Raw genomic sequence first — 15,262 nt, forward strand, 5'->3', positions numbered from 1 at the left:
TCAGGCCGGTGCCACCAGCTGGTCGATCGCGCCGAATACCGAATGGCCCTGTGCGTCGAACATCTCGATCTTGACCGCGTCGCCGAACTTCATGAACTCGGTCACGGGCTTGCCCTCATCGATGGTTTCCAGCATGCGCTTCTCGGCGATGCAGCAGTAGCCCTTCGTGCGGTCGACATTGGAGATCGTGCCCGAGCCCACGATGCTGCCGGCGCGCACGTTGCGGGTCTTGCAGATATGGGCGATCAGCTGGCCGAAGTCGAACACCATGTCGGTGCCGCAGTCGGGCTGGCCCACCTTCTTGCTGTTCCAGTGCACGGTCATCGGCAGGTGCACCTTGCGCTCGCGCCAGGCCTCGCCGAGTTCGTCGGGCGTCACCGCCACCGGCGAGAATGCCGTGGCCGGCTTGCTCTGGAAGAAGCCGAAGCCCTTGCCCAGCTCGGCCGGGATCAGGTTGCGCAGCGAGACATCGTTGGCCAGCATCACCAGGCGGATGGCTTCGCCGGCCTGCTCGGGCGTGGCGCCCATCCTCACGTCGCCGGTAATCACGGCCACCTCGGCCTCGAAGTCGATGCCGAAGGCTTCGCTGGCGCAGACGATATCGTCCTGCGGACCGACGAAGTCGTCAGAGCCGCCCTGGTACATCAGCGGGTCGGTCCAAAACTCGGGCGGCATCTCGGCGCCGCGCGCCTTGCGCACCAGCTCGACGTGGTTGACATAGGCCGAGCCGTCGGCCCACTGGTAGGCGCGCGGCAGCGGCGCCATGCAGTCCTTGGGGGCGAATGGGAAGGGGTGGCGCGCGCGGCCGGCGTTGAGCGCGTCGTACAGGTCCTGCAGCTGCGGCGCGTAAAACGGCCAGTCGTCCAGCACGGTCTGCAGCTTGCCGGCGATGTCGGTGGCGTAGTGGGCGGTCTTCAGGTCGCGCGACACGACCACCAGCTGGCCGTCGCGCGAACCGTCCTTCAGGGTTGCGAGTTTCATGGATGCAGTGCGGTAGGGATCGGGGGCGCCCGCGGGGCAGGCGCAATGGCCACTAGTCTACCGTGGCCCGCCCGCGCGCCAGTCAGTCGACGGTGATGCCCTTGGCCTTGATCAGCTTGCCCCAGCGCTCGCCCTCGGCGCGCGCGTAGCTGGCGAATTCCTCGGGCGTGCTGTAGACCGCCTCCACGCCCACGCCTTCCAGCTTCTTCTGCACCTCGGGCGTCTTCAGCGCCTTGACCAGCTCGGCGTTCAGGCGCGTGACCACGGCCTTGGGCGTACCGGCCGGCGCCACCATGCCTTGCCAGGCGTAAGCCTCGAAGCCGGCCACGCCGCCCTCGGCCACGGTCGGCACGCTGGGCAGCACGGCAAGGCGCTTGGGCGTGGCCACGCCGAGCGCGCGCAGCTTGCCGGCCTGCACATTCTGCTGGCCCGAGGCCAGGTCCAGGAACATCAGGTCGACCTGGCCCGCGAGCAGGTCCTGCACCGCCGGCGCCGCGCCCTTGTAGGGCACGTGCGTCATCTTGACCCGGGTCTGGTCCATGAACAGTTCCATCGCCAGGTGGTGCGGGCTGCCCGCGCCCGGCGAGGCGAAATTGACCTTGCCCGGGTTCTTCTGCGCGTACTCGACCACTTCCTTGAGCGTGTGCGCCGGGAAGTTGGGATTGGCCACCAGCACCAGCGGGAAGCGCGCAAGCTGGCCGATGTAGACGAAGTCCTTGTCCGGGTTGTACGGCAGCTTCTTGTACAGCGACGGATTGGCGGCCAGCGTGGCGGTGTCGGCGGTCAGCACGGTGTAGCCATCGGGCTTGGCATGCGCCACGGCATCGGCGCCGACGATGGTGGCCGCACCGGGGCGGTTGTCGATCACGACTTGCTTGCCCAGCCCCGGGGTGATGGCCTGGGCCACGGTGCGCGCCACCACGTCGGTGCCGCCGCCGGCGGGATAGGGCACGACCCAGCGGATCGGCTGCGACGGCCAGTCGTCGGCGCGTGCGGGGGCGCTGGCGGTGAACAGGGCGGCAAACAGGGTAGCGGCCGTCAATGCGGCGAGGGCGGGGCGAAAGTAGCCAAGGGGGCGCATCGGTTGTCTCCGTGTTAAAAAGGGGCCCGGTTCGGGCGGGCTTGCACGAGGGGCATGCCGCCGGCCAGGTCTGTTGCGAGGAAAGTCTACCGATGGCTTAAAAATTGGTAAATCGATTTCGCTATAGTAAATTTACCTACGAATTTCCCCAGCCCCCGGGGATAGCCAACCATCCGCCGCATGTCAGAGATCGAAGAAGAAGACACCAAGCTGCGTTCCGGCATCCAGTCCATCGAGGTGGGCTTCAGGCTGCTGCAGGCGCTGGCGGTGTCGCCGCGCGCGATGATGCTGCGCGACCTGGCCGCCGCCGCCGGCATGAACCCGGCCAAGGCCCATCGCTACCTGGTCAGCTTCATGCGGCTGGGCGCCGTGGCGCAGGACCCCGTCAGCGGGCGCTATGACCTGGGCCCGTTCGCGCTGCAGCTGGGCCTGGCCGGGCTGAACCGTCTCGATCCGGTCAAGAAGGCGCGCCCGATCCTGTCGCAGCTGCGCGATGAACTGGACCTGACCGCCGGCATTGCCGTGTGGGGCAACCACGGTCCCACCGTGGTGCACTGGGAGGAATCCAGCCATCCCGTCACCGTCAGCCTGCGCCTGGGCGATGTGATGCCGATGCTGAACTCAGCCACCGGCCGCCTGTACGGCGCCTACCTGCCGCGCAAGCAGACCCTGCCGCTGATCGAGCGCGAGCTGGGCGCGCGCGGCAATGACGGCGTGCCCGACATGCCGCGCTCACTGGCCGACTACGACGCGATCTGCGCCGAGGTGCGCGCGCATGGCGCCGCGCGCACGCTCGGCGGCGTGCTGCCGGGCATCAATGCGTTCTCGATGCCGGTGTTCGACGCCAACGGCCACCTGGCCATGGGGCTGATCGTACTGGGCGCGCAAAGCATATTCGATGCAGAATGGGGCGGTACGATGGATCGTCGCATCCGTGACATCGCCCAACAGCTCTCATCGGAACTTGGCTACCTTGGTGCAGCCACCCCGGCCGGAGAAACCGGCCAATCCTAGTCTCCACGCCCGGCCCGGCGCGGATCCCCGCGTCTGGCGCCGGCGGCGCTGGATCATCGTGATCGCCCTGGTGCTGCTGGTCCACGTGCTGGCCGTGGTGGGCTTTGTGCGCATGCCGGGGCCGCTGATCCCGATGGATGTCAGCAGCACGCCCACGCTGGAAGCGGTGCTGCTGCCGCCGCCCAGGCCGCCAGCCCCGCCCGCGCCGCGGCCGATGCCGCGCCCGCGCCCGCAGCCCAGGCCGGCCGAGCAGGCCCCGGAAGCCGAGCCGCAGGAAGCCCCCGCTCCCGCGCTCGCCACCAGCCCGCAGGGCGCGACCGAAATGGCTTCGGGCAGCGGCGGCGAAGGCAGCGCGGCCAAGCCTGCCACCCCTGCCGCCGCGCCATCCGGCGGCCCGCAGGGCGGCGTCGATGGCGTGCGCTACGACCCGCCGCCGTCGGCGACGATGCACTACGCCAGCTTCGTCAACGGCGTGCAGAACCCCGACGGCCTGATCCGCTGGGAGCAGGACGGCAGCCGCTACCGGCTGGCGGTCGAAACCCGCGTGTTGTGGTTCCGCTTTGCCTTCCAGAGCGGCGGCGCGATGGCCGTGCAGGGACTGTTGCCGGAACGCTACGAAGAACGCCGCCGCAACAAGACCGAGTCCTCGCGTTTCGATGCCGCGGCCGGCACCGCAGTGCTGGCCTCGGGCTCGCAGGCCCAGTTCCCGCCCGGCGCGCAGGACCGCTTCAGCGTATTCCTGCAGCTGGTGGGGCTGGTGCGCGGCAATCCCCAGCGATATGTCACCCCGGGAGTGACGGAAACGTTCCTTGTGGCCGACACGCGGGATGTGGAACCCATGCAAGTGCAGTATGTTGGAGAAGACGAGATCGACACCGGCCGCGGCGTGATACGCGCAAAGCACTTTGTACGGCTGCAGCGCCGTGCCAATGACCGGCGCCGCGTCGAGCTGTGGCTAGCGCAGTCGCTGGGCTGGATGCCGGTGCGCCTGCGCCAGACCGAGCCCGACGGCACCCAGATCGACCTGGTGTACCGCGGCAAGGAAGGGCAGTAGGACCGCGGCGCGCGCCTCCCGACGCATCATCTAACCGAAAGGAGCCCAGCCATGACCGTTGCCACGCCACCAGTCGAAACCCACCGCATCCACGCCGAAGGCGCCGACCTGCACGTGCGCGTGGACGGGGCGGACGGGCCCTGGGTGATCCTGGCCCACGCCCTGGCTGCCGACCACACGCTGTGGGACGCCACCGCGCAGCACCTGGCGGGCCGCTATCGCGTGGTGCGCCCTGACATGCGCGGCCACGGCGCCAGCGACGCCCCGCTCGGGCCCTACACCATGACGCGGCTGGCCGACGACGTGGTCGCGGTGATGGACGCGCTGCAGATCCCCCAGGCGCATTTCTGCGGGATTTCCGTGGGCGGCATGATCGGGCAGACCATGGGGCTGCGCCATCCCGAGCGGCTGTTGTCGCTGGCGCTGGTGGCCACCAACAGCCAGACCCCGATGGAGGCGCACCCGATGTGGCACAACCGCATCGGCCAGGCCGAGGCCCATGGCATGGCCGGCATGGCCGATGCCACCCTCGGGCGCTGGCTGACGCCGGCCTTCCAAGAGGCGCATCGCGACCAGGTGTCGCGCATTCGCGACAGGCTGGTGGGCACGCCGGTACGTGGATATGTGGGTGTGGCCGAGGCGATCATGGCTTTTGACCTCGCCGGCGCGCTTTCCCGCATTCATTGTCCTACGCTGGTAGTAGCGGGCGAGCAGGACCAGGGCGCAACCGTGGCGATGGCACAGAGCATCGCCGCGGCCATCCCCGGTGCCAGGCTCGAGGTAGTGCCGCAAGCGGCGCACCTGGTGCACGTGGAGCAGCCCGAGCGCTTCCATGCCGCGCTGGACGCCTTTCTTGGGAATGCCGCATGCGGGGGGCAGTGCGACGTTCCGTGACAAGCAACACACTGATGTGGAAGGCTCAAGAAACTTGTTGCATTGGCCGATGCCCAATTCATGTAAGGCAGAAAATCGTGGCAACGAGGTGACCCACACCAATAACTTGATTTCCCGCCGGTCACCCCAAGTTTGGAGGTAAAGCCGCGGCGCCCCCTCAAGGCATCAACTGAGGCAAGAACCACAAGGGCATGCCGCCCATCCATGACGCCCAGGAGGTGTGCCATGCAAATGATCTACAACAGCGACAACTACTGCATCGTGGAATTTGGTGCGGATGTCGATCAGGCGCCGCTTGAGTTTGGTGGCTATGAAATCGTCGACAAGAACCTGAAGCGCGAAATCTTCCTCGGCGGCCATCTGGCCGAGAGCTTTCGCGCCGACGTCAAACGCCTGATTGAAAGCGAGCCATCCGTGGAGGAAGTCGACGATTTTCTCGGCAAGTTCGACAATGTGATGATGCACCCGCTGGTGATGCACTGAGCGGCTTTGCCTGGAACGATCACGCCCGCTTCGGCGGGCGTTTTTGTTGGTGGCGGGCGCTGCGGGCCGCGCTCAGTACTGTTCCCACGGCAGCCCGTCATGGCGCCAGCCGTTGACCGTGTTGCGGTGGCGCTGCGCATCGAGGTCGCCCTCGAAGCCGTGCAGCACGAACTGGACATTGGAGAAGCCCGCGCCCTCCAGTGCCCGCGCCGCCGCCGACGAGCGGTTGCCGCTGCGGCAGATCAGCAGCACCGGGCGCGCCGACGCCTGGCCCGCCAGCTTCTTCACCATCTGCACGAAATGCGGGTTGACCTCCCAGTCCGGGCCGTCGTTCCAGGGGACGTTGTGCGCGCCCTTAGGATGGCCGACGAACAGGTATTCCATCTCGCTGCGGCAGTCGATAAAGAGCGTCTCGGGCGATTGCGCCAGCAGGTCCTGGGCGTCGGCGGGGGAGAGATGTTGCATGTCGGTCAAGGAAGGGGGCAGCGCGAAGCGCCCCGGGGCGGTGACGGTTACGTCTCTCAGTGTAGGCGCCACCGGGCCGGACAGGCAACCGCGGGCCACCGCGGACAGCCGCAAGGCCTTGATACACCTGATAAAATCGTCCCTCTTTGGCCAGCATCGGCCACAGCAGCGGCCCGGCGCCGATCCAGCCATGGATACGCCGCAGGCCCGCCTTTCCAGAGTCCCCGCCATGAGTGCCCCTGAATCCACCGCGGCCGCGCCGCGCCCCTACACCCGGGCTGCCGAGTTGCCCCGGCTGCTGCAAGAACGCATCCTGATCCTGGATGGCGCCATGGGCACCATGATCCAGCGCTACAAGCTGACCGAGGCGGACTACCGCGGCGCGCGCTTCGCGGAACACAAGGTGGACGTCAAGGGCAACAACGAACTGCTGCTGCTGACGCGCCCGCAGGTCATCAGCGAGATCCATGAGCAGTACCTGGCCGCCGGCGCCGACCTGATCGAGACCAACACCTTCGGTGCCACGCGCGTGGCGCAGGAAGACTACAAGATGGCGGACCTGGCGTACGAGATGAACGTCGAGGCCGCGCGCCTGGCGCGTGCCGCCTGCGACAAGTACAGCACGCCGGACAAGCCGCGCTTTGTCGCCGGCGCCTTCGGCCCGACGCCCAAGACCGCCAGCATCTCGCCCGACGTGAACGACCCGGGCGCGCGCAACGTGAGCTTCGAAGAGCTGCGCGATTCCTACTACGAACAGGGCAAGGGCCTGCTGGAAGGCGGCGCCGATGTGTTCCTGGTCGAGACCATCTTCGACACGCTCAATGCCAAGGCGGCGCTGTTCGCCATCGACCAGCTGTTCGAGGACACCGGCGAACGCCTGCCGGTGATGATCTCCGGCACGGTGACCGATGCCTCGGGCCGGATCCTGTCGGGCCAGACCGTGGAAGCGTTCTGGAACAGCCTGCGCCACGCCCGCCCGATCACCTTCGGGTTGAACTGCGCGCTGGGCGCAACGCTGATGCGCCCCTATATCGCCGAGCTGGCCAAGGTTTGCGATGCCGCGGTGTCGTGCTACCCGAACGCGGGTTTGCCGAACCCGATGAGCGACACGGGCTTCGACGAAACGCCCGAGGTCACCTCGTCGCTGGTGGAAGAGTTCGCCACCTCCGGGCTGGTGAACCTGGTGGGCGGCTGCTGCGGCACCACCCCCGAGCATATTGCCGCGATCGCCCAGCGCGTGGCCAACAAGACCCCCCGCACCTGGCCCGGCCAGTACCGCGACGCCGCCTGAGCCCGGAGCCCGACAACATGAGCGACAACCAACTGCCCCCGCGCCCGATGCGCCTGTCCGGCCTCGAGCCTTTCACCATTGACGACGACACGCTGTTCGTCAACGTCGGCGAGCGCACCAACGTGACCGGCTCCAAGGCCTTCGCGCGCATGATCCTGAACGGCCAGTTCGACGAGGCGCTGGCGGTGGCCCGCCAGCAGGTCGAGAACGGCGCGCAGATCATCGATATCAACATGGACGAGGCCATGCTGGACTCGAAGGCCGCCATGGTTCGCTTCCTGAACCTGATCGCCTCCGAGCCGGACATTGCGCGCGTGCCGATCATGATCGACTCGTCGAAGTGGGAAGTGATCGAGGCCGGCCTGCAGTGCGTGCAGGGCAAGCCAGTGGTCAACTCGATCTCGCTCAAGGAGGGCGAGGAACAGTTCCGCCACCACGCCGCGCTGATCCGCCGCTATGGCGCCGCCTCGGTGGTGATGGCCTTCGATGAGAAGGGCCAGGCCGACACCTTCCAGCGCAAGACCGAGATCTGCAAGCGCAGCTACGACATCCTGGTCAATGAAGTCGGCTTTCCGCCGGAAGACATCATCTTCGACCCGAATATCTTCGCGGTCGCGACCGGCATCGAGGAGCACAACAACTACGCGGTGGACTTCATCGAGGCCACGCGCTGGATCAAGCAGAACCTGCCGTATGCCAAGGTCAGCGGCGGCGTGTCCAACGTCTCGTTCTCGTTCCGCGGCAACGACACGGTGCGCGAGGCGATCCACACCGTGTTCCTGTACCACGCCATCGGCGCGGGCATGGACATGGGCATCGTCAACGCCGGCCAGCTCGGCGTGTATGACCAGCTTGATCCCGAGCTGCGCGAGCGCGTGGAAGACGTGGTCCTGAACCGCCGCGAAGATTCCACCGACCGCCTGCTGGAAATTGCGGACCGCTTCAAGGGCGGCGGCGCGAAGAAGGAAGAAAACCTGGCCTGGCGCGGCACGCCCGAGCAGCCAGTGCCGGTGGGCGAGCGCCTGGCGCACGCCCTGGTGCATGGCATTACCACCTTCATCGTCGAAGACACCGAAGAGGTCCGCCAGCAGGTCGAGGCGCGCGGCGGCCGCCCGATCGAGGTGATCGAGGGCCCGCTGATGGACGGCATGAACATCGTCGGCGACCTGTTCGGCGCGGGCAAGATGTTCCTGCCGCAGGTGGTCAAGAGCGCGCGCGTGATGAAGCAGGCGGTGGCACACCTGCTGCCCTACATCGAGGAAGAAAAGCGCCTGCTGGCCGAAGCCGGCGGGGACGTCAAGGCGCGCGGCAAGATCGTGATCGCCACCGTGAAGGGCGACGTGCACGACATCGGCAAGAACATCGTGTCGGTGGTGCTCCAGTGCAATAACTTTGAAGTGGTCAACATGGGCGTGATGGTCCCGTGCAACGAGATCCTGGCCAAGGCCAAGGTCGAGGGCGCGGACATCGTCGGGCTGTCGGGCCTGATCACGCCGTCGCTTGAAGAGATGGCCTACGTCGCCTCGGAGATGCAGCGCGACGACTACTTCCGCGTGAAGAAGATCCCGCTGCTGATCGGCGGCGCCACCACCTCGCGCGTGCATACCGCGGTCAAGATCGCGCCCAACTACGAAGGCCCGGTGGTGTACGTGCCGGACGCCTCGCGCTCGGTCAGCGTGGCGTCGAGCCTGCTGTCGGATGAAGGTGCGGCCAAGTACCTGGATGATCTGAAGACCGACTACGACCGCATCCGCACCCAGCACGCCAACAAGAAGGCTACGCCCATGGTGACGCTGGCGCAGGCGCGCGCCAACAAGACCCCGATCGACTGGAGCAGCTACGTGCCGCCCAAGCCCAAGTTCATCGGCCGGCGCGTGTTCCGCAACTACGACCTGGCGGAACTGGCCAACTACATCGACTGGGGCCCGTTCTTCCAGACCTGGGACCTGGCCGGCAAATTCCCCGACATCCTCAACGACGAGATCGTCGGCGAGTCGGCGCGCAAGGTGTTCTCGGACGGCAAGGCGATGCTGTCGCGCCTGATCCAGGGCCGCTGGCTGACCGCCAACGGCGTGATCGCGCTGCTGCCGGCCAATACCGTCAACGATGACGATATCGAGATCTACACCGACGAGACCCGCAGCAAGGTCGCGCTGACCTGGCACAACCTGCGCCAGCAGAGCGAGCGTCCGGTGGTGGATGGCGTGCGCCGCCCCAACCGTTGCCTGGCGGACTTCGTGGCACCGAAGGACAGCGGCATTGCCGATTACGTCGGCCTGTTCGCCGTGACCGGGGGCCTGGGCGTGGAGAAGAAGGAAGCGCAGTTCGAAGCCGACCACGACGACTACAGCGCGATCATGCTCAAGGCCCTGGCCGACCGCTTCGCCGAAGGCTTTGCCGAGTGCCTGCACGAACGCGTGCGCAAGGACTTGTGGGGCTATGACGCGGGCGAGCAGCTCACCAACGAGCAGCTGATCGCCGAGTCGTACCGCGGCATCCGCCCGGCGCCTGGCTACCCGGCGTGCCCGGAGCACACCGTCAAGGGCCCGATGTTCGAGTTCCTGGACGCGCCCGAGATCGGCATGGGCATCACCGAGTCGCTGGCGATGACGCCGGCCGCATCGGTGAGCGGCTTCTACCTGGCGCATCCGCAGTCGACCTACTTCACCATCGGCAAGATTGGACAGGACCAGCTCGACGACATGGCGGCGCGCCGCCACGAGGACCGCGCCACGCTGGAGCGAGCGCTGGCCCCCAACCTGTAACCGGGTGCGACGGCAGGGCGGCAGGGGCGGCGGCATGGCCCCGCCGCCAGCCCGTTGATGCAACAGGGAAAACCGCTGCAGGCGGCCTGCAAAGCCGTGCCGGGGCGATGTGCCAGGCGCCTCACAACTCCTTACAGAGCCTTTCAACTCCTCACAGACCGGCGCAGTCCGGCTCCCTAGACTGAGGGCTCGATACACGCAATCACCAGCGTGATCACCGCGGCGAATGTTTCGCCGCGGGGCATCCTGAAAGGAGTCTGTCCATGAAGAAACTGCTGCTCTCCCTGTCCGCTCTGTCGATCGCCGCCGCTTCCTCGCTGGCCATGGCCCAAGGCACCGGCGTTTCCGTTGGCACGAAGGCCGACGTCGGCGCATCGGTGACCACACCCTCTCCCGCCGCTGCAGCGCAGGGCGGCCTGAACACTGCCGGCAGCGCCGCCACGGGTGCCGCAGGCGCGGCCGAAAAGGGTCTGTCGACCGCGGGCGCGGCGACCAGCAAGGGCATGTCGGCAGCAGGCTCGGCGGCTGACAAGGGCCTGTCGACCGCCGGCGCGGCGGTCGACAAGAGTGTCGGCACCGCTGCCGACGCCACCGGCGACGCCGCGGCAGACGCCGGCACCAAGGCCAAGCATGGCAAGCACGCCACCAAGTCGACCAAGAAGGCCAAGACCGACGCGAGCGTGGGCGTCAGCGCCGGTGCTGACGCGGGTGCCAAGGCGCAGTAACGTGCTGCGCTAGTCCACAGTCACTGGCCATTGGCGACTAGCCTCGTGCCGGTGCCGGCGGTGCCAGGGCCCTCCAGGAAGTTTCAGTACTGACGCGCCGCAGCAAAGCGGGACGGATCACATCCGTCCCGCTTTGCTTTTGTGCGCGATCAGTGTGCCTTGTGGGGGCTGGCCCCGCCCCAATGTCAGCCTGACACTGACAGCCCGCGCCCGCGCCCGGCACTACAATGACATCAACGCAAGCGGTTCCGCCTGCACCCGACTGCACCGGGCAATGTGCCGGTCTGTTCAACCCAGTGGAGCCCACATGATCCGCGTCCTGATCGCTGACGATCACGAGATTGTGCGTGCCGGGCTGCGCCAGTTCCTTTCCGAAGAGCCCGACATCCAGGTGACAGGCGAGGCCGGAAGCGGCGACCAGGTCATGGCGCAGTTGCGCGATGCCGAGTTCGATGTGCTGGTCCTGGATATCTCGATGCCCGACCGCAACGGCATCGACGTGCTCAAGCTGATCCGTCAGCGCAAGCCCGAATTGCCGGTCCTGATCCTGTCTACGTACCCGGAAGACCAGTACGCGATCAACCTGATCCGTGCCGGCGCTTCTGGCTACCTGACCAAGGAAAGCGCCCCGGACGACCTGGTCAAGGCCATCCGCACGGTGGCCCAGGGCCGCCGCTACGTGAGTGCCACCGTGGCCGACCTGCTGATCGGCGGGCTCGACAAGCCGACCGAACAGCCGGTGCACCAGATGCTGTCGGAGCGCGAGTTCCAGATCTTCTGCAAGCTGTCGCGGGGGCAGTCGGTGTCGGTGATTGCCGACGAACTGTTTCTCAGCGTCAAGACCGTCAGTACCTATCGTTCCCGCATTCTCGAGAAAATGGGCATGAAGACCAACGCTGACCTGACCTATTACGCCATCAAGAACGGCCTGGTCGAATAACAGCCCGAGATGGGCGGCACCGGACGAGGACCAGCAATACATAACATGTCGGAGCAGGCTTCGAACACTTCCTACCGGGCGCTGAGCATACTGCTGATTGAAGACTCGGCGGTCCTGCGAGGCATGCTGCTCGAATACCTGAAGGATTTCCCGTTCATCGAGAACGTGGACTGGGCCGATACCGAAGCCATGGCGCTGCGGCTGCTCGCCGCCGGCAAGTACGATGTGGTCATCGTCGATCTGCAGTTGCGCCAGGGCAACGGCATCAATGTGCTGCGCGCGATGCAGCGCAACGGCACCGGCGCGGTGCGCATCGTCTACACCAACCACGCCCAGGTCAGCATGTATCGCCGCCAGTGCGCCGAGGCCGGTGCGGACTACTTCTTCGACAAGTCGCTCGAGCTCGAGCAGGTGTTCCGCGTGATCGAGGAGCACGCGGCAACGGCGCCCTGAGCCGGGCCAGCACCTCGTTCCCTCATCACTGTCCGCCGGTGCGCGTCAGGCGCGCGCCGGCTCCTGGTTTTCCGGCTCCTCTGCCGGCGCCAGCACCGCGTCCGTCAGCGGCACCTCGATGCGGATGCGCACGCCCGCCTGTGCCGAGGAATCGATCTGCATGCTGCCGCCCAGCGCGGTGACGCGCTGCTCCATGCCCAGCAGCCCGTGGTGGCCGGCGGTGCTGCCGGCGTCGAAGTCCGCCGGCAGTCCCTTGCCGTCGTCGCGCACGGTCAGCGTCAGCAGGTTGCCCTGGCAGGCCAGGCTGACATCGATGTGTTTGGCTTCAGAGTACTTGCTGGCGTTGGTCAGCGATTCCTGCACGATCCGGTACAGCGCGATCGCGGCCTCGTCGCGCAGCGGCGGCAGGTCTTCCGGCACGCTGACATGGGTCTCCCAGTCATTGCGGCCCCCCACTTCCTCGACCAGCTGGCAGACCGCCGCGCGCAGGCCCAGGTTCAGCAGCACCGTGGGGCGCAGGTCTTCGATCAGGCGGCGCTTGATCTGGATGCCCTGGTCCACGTGCAGCATCACGCGCGTCAGGCGCTCCGCCGCCACCGGATGGTCCTCCTGCACCTTGCGGCGCACCCAGTGCAGGTCCAGCTTGATCGCGGTCAGGATGGCGCCCAGCTCATCGTGCAGCTCGCGCGCCAGGCGTGTCTTCTCGTCCTCGGTCACGCGCTGCAGGTGGGCGGCCAGCGCAGACAGCTGCCGCGTGCGGGCGCGCACCTTGCGGTCCAGCCGCACGCTTTCCTCTTCCAGTTGGATGCGCACCGCCTCGGCCATCGACAGCCGCTTGGCGTGGCCCACGCCCACCGCCATCATCAGGATGATGTTGATGGCCGTGAGCAGGCCGATGCCGTAGCGCGACAGCTGCACGTCGTTCTCGGCACCTTCCAGCCGGTGCGAGACCGCGCCGGCCTCGCGCGCCTGCAGCTGGTCCAGGCCGCGGCGCGCGTTGTCCATGGTCTCTTTGCCGTAGTCGGTGCGGATCAGGTCCAGTGCCACTTCCAGGTCGCGCTTGCCATACACCAGCGTCAGCGCCATCTCGTTGAGCTTGCTGTTGACCAGCTTGGAGGTATCGGCGAACTGCTTCAGGCCTTCGGGATCGTGGGCATAGCCGGCGCGGATCTGCGCCATCAGCTCGGCGATGCGCGGCAGGGCCTTGTAGTACGGCTCCAGGTAGCTTTCCTTGCCGGTCAGCAGGAAGCCGCGCTGGCCGGCCTCGGCATTGACCAGCTCGCCGTTGAGCGCCGCCAGCTCGGTCTGCACGCGCTGGGAGCGGATCACGTCGGTATAGCTTTCGCGCAGGCGGATATTGCCGGTTTCCGACGCCACCAGCACCGCCAGCGTCAGCAGGATGCCGCCCGCCAGCAGCAGCGTGTGGGGGAGAAAAGACTGCTTGAACATGGGCAATTCCTGTTTAGTGAAGGCGCGCCGCTCGCCCGCCGCAGCGCCAGGGAGCGCCCATGGAATCACATCGATCGCCATGGGTCAACCTTGAAGCCGGGCCCGCGCGGGCGTTGTCCGAGAGCTTGTAGGACTCGGCTGACAACGGAATCGGCTCGCTGTCAGTATTGGTGCGCGGGCTGGCTTTCTACGATGAGGCTATGAGCTTGCACCCCTTGGCGCAAGCCCTCACATGGGCCCAGCCAGTGCGCCTGGCGCGGTCCGATCGCTTCGGGAGCCTAGCCATGCTGCAATATGCACTCGTATTTTTCGTCATCGCCCTGATCGCCGCGATCTTCGGCTTCGGCGGGATTGCCGCCGGCGCCGTGGAAATCGCCAAGATCCTGTTCTTCATCTTCCTGGTCGTGGCGCTGGTCGCCGCGGTGATGGGCCTGGTCCGCAGGGGGCGATGACACCGGCCGCGAGCCGTTTTTCCCCACCGCCGACCGAACCTGAGGAGACCGTATGCTGACGCAGAACCCGAAAGTCAGGAAGGAACTGAACCACCTGTCCGACAGTGCCGACAGTGCCATCCGCCATATCAGGCATGCCGCGCGCGACACGCGCGATGCGGCAGCGCCGGTATCCGCAGAAGTCAAGGCGCTGATCGCCCAGCTGGAGCACACCATCGAAGTACTGGCGCGCGAGGGCTCTGCCGAGAGCATGCGCGCCGGGCAGCGCCTGCGCGAGCGGGCCACCGACATGGCGCATCGGCTGCGCGCCCAGACCACCGACGGCATGATGCGCGCCCGCGAGCGCATGGATGGTGCGGTGGAACACGCCCAGCACCGCGTGGCCGAGTCGCCGCTGAAGGCGGTGGCGATCGCGGCGGCCGTGGGGGCGCTGATCGGGCTGCTGCTGGCCAATGGCCGGCGCCATTCAGAGGAGGATTAGGCCCGCCCCCAGCCACCACACCGATACCGGGATCCGCCTGGCACGCCGTGCGGGTCCTGCAAGGGATTCCCCCTTTCCGGAATTCTCGTCCGGAAGCCCGGCAGCCCACTGCGGTGCCGGGCTTTTTTTTGCGCGCGGCGATCCGTGCCGCACGCAACCGGGTGTCTGTTCCCGTCACACCCCCCACATCACGTTGGCGCCCTCACGCTGGGAGGCACGCAGCATGTCCAGGAACGGGTAGGCGCGCTGGCCCAGGTGCAGCGGTTCTTCCTCGTCTTCGTCCTTGCCGGTGTCCGCTTCGACGGCCGAGCTGGCGGGATGGGTCTTGGCATCGGCGACCGCGGCTTCCAGCTTGTGGATCGCGGTTGGAAGCTCTTCAACGGTGATCACCCCTCGTTCCCCGAGGCGCTTGCCGATGATGCCAAGCAGCGTCATCGCCAGATCCTTCATCATGATCAGGTCCTGCGCGGCGTGGGATTTGAAGGTGATCAGCATGATGTGTTTTCCTTTCACGGAGAGGCGGGGGCGTTCCCGGGGGCGGGAAGTCTCGCTGATTTTGGCCCCGGATTGTGGCCCGGGGCCATCCTCGCGCATGATGTCAGCATAGCACCTGATAAAATTCGGCGTTCCCGATTCCCATGCCTGTCACGCGGCGCGGCGTTGCTTTGCCGTCACTTGCCGTATTCCGGGCGCCGGCGCTGCCCCAGGGGCTGCGCCTGAATACCTTGCCCACA

The 15,262-nt window shown here is 66.9% G+C and carries 16 protein-coding genes; 11 read left to right on the forward strand and 5 right to left on the reverse strand.

Annotated elements, in window-relative coordinates; translation table 11 throughout:
• Together KB879_RS00600 and KB879_RS00605 are read right to left on the reverse strand one after the other, a co-directional pair.
• Positions 1–981: a fumarylacetoacetate hydrolase family protein gene (locus KB879_RS00600; protein ID WP_153956615.1), complete on the reverse strand. Its 981-nt coding sequence runs from the start codon at positions 979–981 to the stop codon at positions 1–3.
• Positions 982–1,063: 82 nt separating this feature from the next.
• On the reverse strand, positions 1,064–2,062 hold the full coding sequence (locus tag KB879_RS00605) for a tripartite tricarboxylate transporter substrate binding protein (protein WP_211980538.1): 999 nt from the start codon (positions 2,060–2,062) through the stop codon (positions 1,064–1,066).
• A 180-nt stretch (positions 2,063–2,242) separates the two neighbouring features.
• Between KB879_RS00605 and KB879_RS00610 the strand changes: the two genes are divergently transcribed.
• The 4 genes from KB879_RS00610 (at position 2,243) to KB879_RS00625 (ending at position 5,507) form a co-directional block, all read left to right on the forward strand.
• The gene (locus KB879_RS00610) at positions 2,243–3,076 is read left to right on the forward strand and encodes an IclR family transcriptional regulator (protein ID WP_013955232.1); all 834 of its coding nucleotides are present in this window, start codon (positions 2,243–2,245) and stop codon (positions 3,074–3,076) included.
• 58 nt (positions 3,077–3,134) lie between these two features.
• Positions 3,135–4,130, forward strand: coding sequence for a DUF3108 domain-containing protein (locus tag KB879_RS00615; protein ID WP_249221231.1), 996 nt, complete (start codon positions 3,135–3,137; stop codon positions 4,128–4,130).
• Between the two features lie 51 nt (positions 4,131–4,181).
• Positions 4,182–5,024, forward strand: coding sequence for an alpha/beta fold hydrolase (locus KB879_RS00620; protein ID WP_211980539.1), 843 nt, complete (start codon positions 4,182–4,184; stop codon positions 5,022–5,024).
• Positions 5,025–5,249: 225 nt separating this feature from the next.
• Positions 5,250–5,507, forward strand: coding sequence for a DUF3567 domain-containing protein (locus KB879_RS00625; RefSeq protein ID WP_010812891.1), 258 nt, complete (start codon positions 5,250–5,252; stop codon positions 5,505–5,507).
• Positions 5,508–5,579: 72 nt separating this feature from the next.
• Here KB879_RS00625 and KB879_RS00630 read toward each other — a convergent pair whose 3' ends face one another.
• Positions 5,580–5,972 carry a rhodanese-like domain-containing protein gene (locus tag KB879_RS00630; RefSeq protein ID WP_010812890.1) on the reverse strand — a complete coding sequence of 131 codons (393 nt, stop codon included), beginning with the start codon at positions 5,970–5,972 and terminating at the stop codon, positions 5,580–5,582.
• 229 nt (positions 5,973–6,201) lie between these two features.
• Between KB879_RS00630 and KB879_RS00635 the strand changes: the two genes are divergently transcribed.
• The 5 genes from KB879_RS00635 to KB879_RS00655 all read left to right on the forward strand — a co-directional run bounded on the left by KB879_RS00635 (position 6,202) and on the right by KB879_RS00655 (position 12,146).
• Positions 6,202–7,263: a homocysteine S-methyltransferase family protein gene (locus KB879_RS00635; RefSeq protein WP_211980540.1), complete on the forward strand. Its 1,062-nt coding sequence runs from the start codon at positions 6,202–6,204 to the stop codon at positions 7,261–7,263.
• A gap of 17 nt (positions 7,264–7,280) precedes the next feature.
• On the forward strand, positions 7,281–10,028 hold the full coding sequence (gene metH, locus KB879_RS00640; RefSeq protein ID WP_211980541.1) for a methionine synthase: 2,748 nt from the start codon (positions 7,281–7,283) through the stop codon (positions 10,026–10,028).
• A 263-nt stretch (positions 10,029–10,291) separates the two neighbouring features.
• Positions 10,292–10,753 carry a hypothetical protein gene (locus KB879_RS00645; protein WP_211980542.1) on the forward strand — a complete coding sequence of 154 codons (462 nt, stop codon included), beginning with the start codon at positions 10,292–10,294 and terminating at the stop codon, positions 10,751–10,753.
• 307 nt (positions 10,754–11,060) lie between these two features.
• Entirely contained in the window at positions 11,061–11,693 is a 633-nt protein-coding gene (locus tag KB879_RS00650; RefSeq protein ID WP_013955238.1) for a response regulator transcription factor, read from the forward strand.
• A 45-nt stretch (positions 11,694–11,738) separates the two neighbouring features.
• Entirely contained in the window at positions 11,739–12,146 is a 408-nt protein-coding gene (locus KB879_RS00655) for a response regulator (RefSeq protein WP_211980543.1), read from the forward strand.
• A gap of 45 nt (positions 12,147–12,191) precedes the next feature.
• Here the strand turns inward: KB879_RS00655 and KB879_RS00660 are convergent, their stop codons facing one another.
• Positions 12,192–13,595 carry a CHASE3 domain-containing protein gene (locus KB879_RS00660; protein ID WP_211980544.1) on the reverse strand — a complete coding sequence of 468 codons (1,404 nt, stop codon included), beginning with the start codon at positions 13,593–13,595 and terminating at the stop codon, positions 12,192–12,194.
• A 284-nt stretch (positions 13,596–13,879) separates the two neighbouring features.
• Here KB879_RS00660 and KB879_RS00665 point away from each other — a divergent pair, with 284 nt between their 5' ends.
• Positions 13,880–14,047: a DUF1328 domain-containing protein gene (locus KB879_RS00665; protein WP_010812883.1), complete on the forward strand. Its 168-nt coding sequence runs from the start codon at positions 13,880–13,882 to the stop codon at positions 14,045–14,047.
• 52 nt (positions 14,048–14,099) lie between these two features.
• Positions 14,100–14,528 (forward strand): DUF883 family protein, encoded by a 429-nt coding sequence (locus tag KB879_RS00670; protein ID WP_013955242.1) that lies wholly within the window; start codon positions 14,100–14,102, stop codon positions 14,526–14,528.
• A 174-nt stretch (positions 14,529–14,702) separates the two neighbouring features.
• Here KB879_RS00670 and KB879_RS00675 read toward each other — a convergent pair whose 3' ends face one another.
• The gene (locus KB879_RS00675) at positions 14,703–15,023 is read right to left on the reverse strand and encodes a DUF1840 domain-containing protein (RefSeq protein WP_013955243.1); all 321 of its coding nucleotides are present in this window, start codon (positions 15,021–15,023) and stop codon (positions 14,703–14,705) included.
• Positions 15,024–15,262: the final 239 nt, after the last annotated feature.

Source organism: Cupriavidus sp. KK10, assembly GCF_018223725.1.
Taxonomy (GTDB): Bacteria; Pseudomonadota; Gammaproteobacteria; order Burkholderiales; family Burkholderiaceae; genus Cupriavidus; species Cupriavidus necator.